The organism is Shewanella sp. SR1 (genome assembly GCF_020447145.1).
GTDB classification, from domain to species: Bacteria; Pseudomonadota; Gammaproteobacteria; order Enterobacterales; family Shewanellaceae; genus Shewanella; species Shewanella baltica.
The window spans coordinates 333,676-341,055 of record NZ_JAJAEF010000002.1; the positions used below are offsets into that span (position 1 = coordinate 333,676).

At 46.8% G+C, this 7,380-nt stretch carries 8 protein-coding genes; 1 reads left to right on the plus strand and 7 read right to left on the minus strand.

Going from position 1 to position 7,380, the window contains the following annotated elements:
- Positions 1 to 81 precede the first annotated feature (81 nt).
- From kdnB to KV201_RS03355, 7 genes are all read right to left on the minus strand, one after another.
- The gene (gene kdnB, locus KV201_RS03325) at positions 82 to 1,152 is read right to left on the minus strand and encodes a 3-deoxy-alpha-D-manno-octulosonate 8-oxidase KdnB (RefSeq protein ID WP_006086829.1); all 1,071 of its coding nucleotides are present in this window, start codon (positions 1,150 to 1,152) and stop codon (positions 82 to 84) included.
- 20 nt (positions 1,153 to 1,172) lie between these two features.
- A complete protein-coding gene (kdnA, locus tag KV201_RS03330; RefSeq protein WP_006081832.1) occupies positions 1,173 to 2,363 on the minus strand; it encodes an 8-amino-3,8-dideoxy-alpha-D-manno-octulosonate transaminase KdnA in 1,191 nt (396 codons plus the stop codon).
- Positions 2,364 to 2,557: 194 nt separating this feature from the next.
- Positions 2,558 to 3,175, minus strand: a complete 618-nt coding sequence (can, locus tag KV201_RS03335; RefSeq protein WP_006081831.1) for a carbonate dehydratase — start codon at positions 3,173 to 3,175, stop codon at positions 2,558 to 2,560.
- Positions 3,176 to 3,377: 202 nt separating this feature from the next.
- Positions 3,378 to 4,208 carry an alpha/beta fold hydrolase gene (locus tag KV201_RS03340; protein WP_226058493.1) on the minus strand — a complete coding sequence of 277 codons (831 nt, stop codon included), beginning with the start codon at positions 4,206 to 4,208 and terminating at the stop codon, positions 3,378 to 3,380.
- 111 nt (positions 4,209 to 4,319) lie between these two features.
- Entirely contained in the window at positions 4,320 to 5,033 is a 714-nt protein-coding gene (locus KV201_RS03345) for a M15 family metallopeptidase (protein ID WP_226058494.1), read from the minus strand.
- Positions 5,027 to 6,166 (minus strand): succinyl-diaminopimelate desuccinylase, encoded by a 1,140-nt coding sequence (gene dapE / locus KV201_RS03350; RefSeq protein WP_226058499.1) that lies wholly within the window; start codon positions 6,164 to 6,166, stop codon positions 5,027 to 5,029. The genes KV201_RS03345 and dapE overlap by 7 nt, the downstream gene beginning before the upstream one ends.
- Complete coding sequence (locus KV201_RS03355) at positions 6,166 to 6,510, minus strand: ArsC family reductase (protein WP_006086822.1); 345 nt, start codon at positions 6,508 to 6,510, stop codon at positions 6,166 to 6,168. The genes dapE and KV201_RS03355 overlap by 1 nt, the downstream gene beginning before the upstream one ends.
- Before the next feature lie 293 nt (positions 6,511 to 6,803).
- Here KV201_RS03355 and KV201_RS03360 point away from each other — a divergent pair, with 293 nt between their 5' ends.
- Positions 6,804 to 6,974 (plus strand): hypothetical protein, encoded by a 171-nt coding sequence (locus tag KV201_RS03360; protein ID WP_226058496.1) that lies wholly within the window; start codon positions 6,804 to 6,806, stop codon positions 6,972 to 6,974.
- The last annotated feature ends 406 nt before the right edge of the window (positions 6,975 to 7,380 follow it).

Genomic DNA, 7,380 nt, shown 5'->3' on the forward strand with positions numbered 1-7,380 from the left:
TATCAAAGATATACAGTGTAGAAATACAATGCATATAGACAAAAGGGCTCACAATTGAGCCCTTTTAATATGTGTTAGAGCTTAGATGCGACGGAACAGGGCAGTCAACATTTCATCTGTGACTTTCTCTTCCCAACCCGCGCCGTAAACGTTAGCCCATAGTGGACCCATGCTCTTAGTCACGGCAACCATTTTAGCGATGGTTTCGTCTGGCAGATCTTTACAGATGTTCTTCGGCAGTGTGATGTTATGTTTCTTCATCATCAGACGGAACTCTTCGACGCCTTCTGGATAGAATTCTTCTAACACGTCAAAGGCGATACAGTTGCCGATACCGTGGTGGTAACCCAGGATATAAGACAGACCGTAAGAAACCGCGTGACAGGCACCCACTTGGCTATAGGCTATGCTCATGCCGCCCATGAAAGACGCCATCATCAGCTTGTCGTCTTTATCTATATGGTCGTCTAAGTACACTTGGCGACATAAATCCATGGCTTTTTCAGCGTAGGATTTAGAGAATTCGTTTAAGAAGGTACCTTGTAAAGATTCAACACAGTGGATATAGCAATCCATACCTGTATAGAACCATTGGTCCGTTTCAACGCCTTCGATTAACTCAGAATCCATGATGATTTGATCGAATACTGTGTAATCTGAGTTCAGACCTAGCTTACGCACTGGACCACATAACACGGCGGTGCGTGACGCTTCTGCACCAGTACCAGAAATCGTTGGGATACCAATGTGGTGTACCGCTGGGTTCTTGATTAAGTCCCAACCTTGGTACATGGCAGAGCCACCTGGGTTCGTCAGCATCAGCGATACCGCTTTAGCCACGTCCATGGTTGAACCGCCACCTAAACCCACTACGCTGACAGGCAGTTTGCTATTAAAAGCTTGAACTTGCTCTGTTAACGTGTCGATTTGAATGGTGCTTGGCTCTTCATCAACGTTAACCCAAATCACCATGTCTTGTGCTTTAGCTGGGATGCGGCCCTCAAGGGCTTTGCCTTGATGCACGTCATCGACTAAAAATACCACGAAGTCGTCGGCGGTTTTACGTTCAGCAGCTAACACTTCATCCAATTGGACGAATGAGCCACGGCCGAAGATCATTTTTTCAACTACTTTAAAATTCTTAAAACTCATTGCAACAAACTCCCGTAGAATTATTGGGCAAATGCTTTCTTGATGTTTTCGATACGCTCAGCGATCTGAGCATCGGTCCAAGACAACTTGATGAGCATAGAAATGGTGCGGCTCATAATGGCATCGGATTTAGGCACAGAAACTTGAGTATAGTCAGGTCTGTCGGCGATTAATGTGATTGGCAACGCAGCAGATGCCTTAAGCTCCTGAATGTGTTTCCAGTTTTTCAAATAATGCCAGTTGTTTACATACCAGTAGAAGCAGCCATCGACGCCGTTTTCAGCCAGTTTTTTGCTGATTTCGATAGTACGCGCTTCGGTTGGCAACATAAAGGTTAAGAAGCCCGCTGAGTCGCCTTCTGGATCGGGGATCAGGCGGAAGGTTACTTCTGGGATAGCAGCGGCCATCGCATCTTTAATGGTTTTTTTGTTTTTACGTTGGATATCGATAATGGTATCGAGTTTACGTAATTGCGCTAAACCTAAGGCGGCGTTCATTTCCGAAATACGGAAGTTCAAGCCAATGATTGGATGTGACTCAGCGCCGCGGTCTTTACCTATGTGGTCATGGCCGTGATCGGAGAACATGTGCGCGTTGTTGTAGATTTCAGTGTTATTAGTGATTACAGCGCCACCTTCACCACAGGTGATGGTTTTGACTGAATCGAATGAGTAACAACCCACATCACCGATAGTACCTAAGGCTTGGCCCTTGTAGCTGCCACCAATGGCTTGGCAAGCATCTTCTAAAATCTTGATGTTATGTTTTGCACAGACGGCTTTGATCTCGTCCATCTTCGCCATAGAACCACACATGTGCACTAAGTTAATCGCTTTAGTACGTGGGGTAATCGCGGCTTCAATACCTTCTGGAGATAAACACAGTGTCTCGTCGATTTCGGCAAAGATAGGAATCGCGCCTGCCATAAAAATCGCTTCAACTGAGGCAACAAAGGTAAAAGGTGGCACGATAACTTCGTCGCCAGCGCCAATGCCCGCAGCCATCATGGCCGTTTGCAGTGCAGCGGTGCCGCTTGACAAAAGGTGAGCATGCTTCACGTTCATTTTCTCGCAGAGCAGTTGCTCCATATCGCGAGTCTTCCAGCGATCATTACGCATATGGTCGAAGTTGTAACGGAAGGTAAAACCGTTTTCCATAACGTCAGCGACTTCCTGCTTCTCTTCAGGACCAAATAATTCAAAACCGGGCATGGAAGGTATCTCCTTAGAATATGTCGCGCATAGGTCGCGCTGCAATTAACTGGCGGATTATAACTGGGGTAATAGACCCTTGCGATGTTTTATTGCTGAAAATTGCCATGGAAAAAGAAAAACCTGCACAGGTGCAGGTTTTATCTGAGCATAGATGACACTCAGCTAAGGGTTAAAAGCACACATTCAGGCCGTTAGCGTGGATTGGCTAAGCCGTGTTCACGATCGACAGTGACATCTAAATCTGTCAGTAAACCGTTATCAATGCCGTAAATCCAGCCGTGTACTGCGACTTCTTGGCCGCGATCCCAGGCTTCTTGCACTATGGTTGAACTGGTGACGTTGGCAACCTGCTCAATCACGTTTAGCTCGCATAGGCGATCAAAACGTTTCGCTTCATCCATCTGTTTTAATTCATCTTGATAGATACGGTAGATATCACGTAAATGCCCGAGCCAGTTATCGATAAGGCCTAAGCGTTGCTGACTCATGGCCGCACGCACACCACCACAGCCGTAGTGACCCACCACCATAATGTGCTTCACCTTGAGCACATCAACGGCGTATTGCAGCACAGATAAGCAGTTAAGATCGGTATGGATCACCATGTTGGCAATATTGCGGTGAACAAAGACTTCACCCGGCATAAGATCGATGATTTGGTTAGACGGTACGCGACTATCTGAGCAGCCAATCCACAGGTATTCAGGATGTTGCTGTTTCGCTAATTGCTCAAAAAAATCAGGGTTTTCTTGACGTATACGTCCGGCCCAACGGCGGTTGTTGTCGAATAAAGGTTTGAGTAGTTTCATTTTAACCTATTGTTTTATTGACATATAAAATGTCTTCTCATGCTCTAATTCATGCAAGCAGCACATTTTTAGCAAGAGTATACCAGCAAAATTGTTTCTGCTGGTCTATCCAATACGCGGTCGTATCATTGTATTCAATATTTTCTATGACTTGCGTTTATTGCGAACGTCTTGCTGCTAATCGGATTATTTTACCGACTAATTAATGATGTTTAGCGAGAAAATCGGCTAAGTGTTGATTGATAAATTCGGCTTGTTCAAGGGTCGAGATATGTCCCGCCGCAGGAATGTGCACCAGCTGACTGCCATCGATGGCATCACTCATCAGGTAGCTTTCTAGCACACTGCGCGCTTTATCCTCAACGCCCGCCATGATGAGGCAGGGGAGTGTCAACTGCTCCGCACATTCCATGGTATCGCGGCGACCAAAAATCATTCGTCCCAGTTTCACTATCGTGGGGATTTTTTCTGCTGAGATTGTGGCAAGTGAGTGTTCAAAGCCAGCGACCAGTTCAGGTGTGTTATGCGCGGCATTATTTGCGAAGAACAAAGGTGAAATCGCACTGATAAGCGGCGCAGGAATCGCCTTAGCGGCGGTAATCATATCCAGCATGCCATCATATTTCGCGCGGGTCACTTCGGGTTCAAAACCGATAAAACTGTCGATCATGACTAAGGTTTTCACCCTTGCTGGCGCCTTGAGTACCAGTTCGGCCCCCCACATTGCACCTACTGAAAGTCCGATAACACTAAAGTCAGTGATGTCGAGATCATCCATTAAGGCCAACATGTGATCGGCAATATCGAGCAGGGTTTTACTATTATCGGGCAGTAATTCTGACTGACCATGACCCCACAGTTCTGGCACGATACAGCGGTAATGGGCACTTAGCGCGGCAATTTGAGGCGCCCACATGGCGCTATCCCACAAATAACTGTGGCCAAACAACAATACAGGCCCTGTACCGACATCAAGGTAACTTAATTTACGATCGGCAATAATGAGCTGCTGACGGTGTGAAGACAAATTCATAAAACCTACTTAATCAAATATATCATTATGTTAAGCCGCATTTCGGTGCCCATTTTGGCGATAGAGCGCTGGGCTTAACCTTTACAAAAATCTGCGACTAATATCCCACAGTTATGGCTGAGCAATACGCAGCACGTATTCATCCACTAGATAGTCTAATCGTGCGAGTACCGCAGCTTTTAGCAACATATCACTGTTTTTTAAAAGAATTGCCAGTTCGGCACGATCGAATTGCGGCAATAATAATTGTGATACAGGGAAATAGCTGATGTGCCAAGGCTCAGGACTGACCGCGCTTTGTCCCTGTTGAAACGGGAAGTAAAAGCCAAAATCATGGGCATTTTCCACCAGCCAAGCATGCAGTTTGGCGCAGGGGCCAGCTTGGACATATTCAGCTTCAACAAGACGCAGGGCTTTGACATCAATGTGATTCGCATCGAACACATCAAGATCTGTGCCCCAGTGGTGACGCGAAGCGCCGGGCAGTGCCGACCAGAGCAAAATCAAGTCGACGATGGCGTCATCACTCAATCCCTTAATGCTTACCGCCTGCTCGTTGGCATCCAATACCGTGCGTTTACCACTGGCTTTGGCATTCCAAATTGCCAATTGTCGCTCAAAAGGGCGGTGGGCAGAGCAGATGGCGAGTGCTATGCCCGCATCTTTGGCTTTTTCCGCCATCGCATTAAAGGCGATGGCGGTGTTCGCTTCGAGCCAAAAGCTATGATACCCAAGGTGATACGGACTTAAATATTCCACCAATTCAGGGGAGTTTAAGCCGTAAAGCCTTGCGGTTTCGGGGCGGATCTCAAGGTGTGTTAGCACAATAGTTGTTCCAAAATCACTTCATAACACAGGGCTAGCTGCTCAAGGTCATCCACTTTAACGCATTCATTCACTTTATGAATGGTGGCGTTCACTGGGCCAAGCTCTAACACTTTGGCACCCGTTGGCGCGATAAAGCGTCCGTCCGATGTGCCGCCTGTGGTTTGTGGATCTGTCTCATAGCCTGTGACTTGGCGAATAGCAATACGGGTCGCGTCAAGCAGTGGGCCATCGCCGGTTAAAAATGGCAGGCCATTGAAAATCCAGCTAATATCGTAGTCTAGCTCGTGGGCTTTCAATAAGGCTTCAACCCGTTCAATCAATATTTCGGCGGTCACTTCGGTGGAGTAACGGAAGTTAAACATCACGTCCAGTGCGCCGGGGATCACATTCGATGCGCCGGTGCCGCCATTAATATTGGCGATTTGGAAGCTGGTGGGCGGAAAGAACTCATTGCCATTATCCCAGTGCATCTGACTCAGCTCAGCCAAGAAAGGCGCGGCTTTGTGGATTGGATTATCGGCAAGATGTGGATAGGCCACGTGGCCTTGAATGCCTTTCACGGTTAAGTTGCCGGTTAAACTGCCGCGGCGACCATTTTTGACCACATCGCCCAGCTTTAGGGTTGATGAGGGTTCGCCGACTAACGCCCAGGTGATCTTCTCGTTGCGCGCTTCTAAGGTATCAATGACTCGCGTCGTGCCGTTGATGAAGGGGCCTTCTTCATCGCTGGTGATCAAAAAGGCGATTGAGCCATTATGATCGGGATGTTTAGCCACAAAACGTTCGGTGGCAATGACCATAGCCGCCAATGAACCTTTCATGTCTGCGGCGCCGCGGCCATATAAGTAGCCATCGATAATGGTGGGCACAAAAGGCGGCGTGTGCCAGCGGCTCACATCACCTGTTGGCACAACATCTGTGTGGCCGGCAAAACAAAAGACCGGACCTTCATTGCCACGGCGAGCCCACATATTGGTGGTGTCTTCAAATACCATAGATTCGATATTAAAGCCGATGGCGCTGAGTCTTTCAGCCATTAAGGTTTGGCAACCTTCATCAAGTGGCGTCACCGAAGGGCGGGCGATCAGCGCTTTTGTCAGTTCAGTTACGGGATAATCGTCGGCTGACATCATAGTGAAAATACTCTTTTATAGGCGGCTTCATCAAAGCCAATCAGCACGTGTTCACCGACGACCAAGACGGGGCGTTTGATCAGTGTCGGTTGCGCCAGCATAAGTTGAATAGCTTTGGCTTGATCGATATCGGTTTTGTCTGCGTCACTGAGTGCACGAAAGCTCGTGCTGCGCTTATTGAATACGGTTTCCCAGCCTGAGGCTTTACACCAGAACTCGAGGTCTTCTTGACGTAGGCCGTCATCTCTAAAATCATGGAAGTGAACTGGAAGTTGATGATTTTCAATCCATTTGCGTGCTTTACGCACTGTATCGCAATTCTTAATACCGTAGAGGGTCAAAATGATGCTCCAGTGTGGATGGACGCTTGGCTTGCAAGCATTGATTTTGCTGGCATTGTGGCATTGTGCGCCGCATGTCACAAGTGGGATGTTTTGCTGAGATAGCGTGAGCATAAAAATGTCAGTGCATCCGCCTTTATATGCCTGTTGTTGCGGGCTGTAAGCGTTATCTGAGCATGGGAAAAAAGTCTGTTATTTTGTATTAAAAATAGGCTAAAGGCTTAAGCGTTACTTAAGTTTTCCGCTCTAATGTCTAAGCGTGTAATCGTTGTCATTAGTTGAGGGGAATCATCATGAATATCGCCAATGTGGGTCAATCATCTGCGAGCATGCAGTCATCATCGATACAAGCTCAACAGAAACAAGCCAATATCTCGCCTCAGAAAGTAGAGAAAATGAATGAGTCATCCCAAGAGCGCGCGAAAGAGGCGGGCAAAGGGGAGTCAGTCGACACTTTTGCCTAAGTTGAAATATTGATATTTACTATTTAAACCTCTAATTGTTGCGCTTCATATTGCAGTTAAGATTGCACTTAAGGGCGATAATGAGAGCAGCAGTCAATTTTTAAACGTTACGATAAGCGGTAACAAACTACCGCTATCTCGCAGATTAGATGTTAGGAAGTTGAGCTAGCGCAAATGTTGGATCTGCTACTTTTACTGCAGGGGATTATTCCTGACATTAGGTTAAAGCCATAGATTTGCTGCATCTCTAACTCTATATTTTGCCAATTTAAATAAAACGAATCTGAATTAGGGTCTGTTGATCTTTCGAGAGTGATTTTTAGACAGCATGGCAAGACGTTATAATTTGCTTCGCCAAAAGTAACCATAACCTCAAGCCATGCCAAGACTTATGCTAACCGATGCA

What these genes read in the sequence shown, in the direction of transcription:
- kdnA (WP_006081832.1), bottom strand. Translation starts at nt 2,363, where the DNA reads ATGCCCGGTTTTGAATTATTTGGTCCTGAAGAGAAGCAGGAAGTCGCT.
- KV201_RS03340 (WP_226058493.1), bottom strand. Translation starts at nt 4,208, where the DNA reads ATGAATTTGTCTTCACACCGTCAGCAGCTCATTATTGCCGATCGTAAA.
- dapE (WP_226058499.1), bottom strand. Translation starts at nt 6,166, where the DNA reads ATGTCAGCCGACGATTATCCCGTAACTGAACTGACAAAAGCGCTGATC.
- KV201_RS03360 (WP_226058496.1), top strand. Translation starts at nt 6,804, where the DNA reads ATGAATATCGCCAATGTGGGTCAATCATCTGCGAGCATGCAGTCATCA.
- can (WP_006081831.1), bottom strand. Translation starts at nt 3,175, where the DNA reads ATGAAACTACTCAAACCTTTATTCGACAACAACCGCCGTTGGGCCGGA.
- kdnB (WP_006086829.1), bottom strand. Translation starts at nt 1,152, where the DNA reads ATGAGTTTTAAGAATTTTAAAGTAGTTGAAAAAATGATCTTCGGCCGT.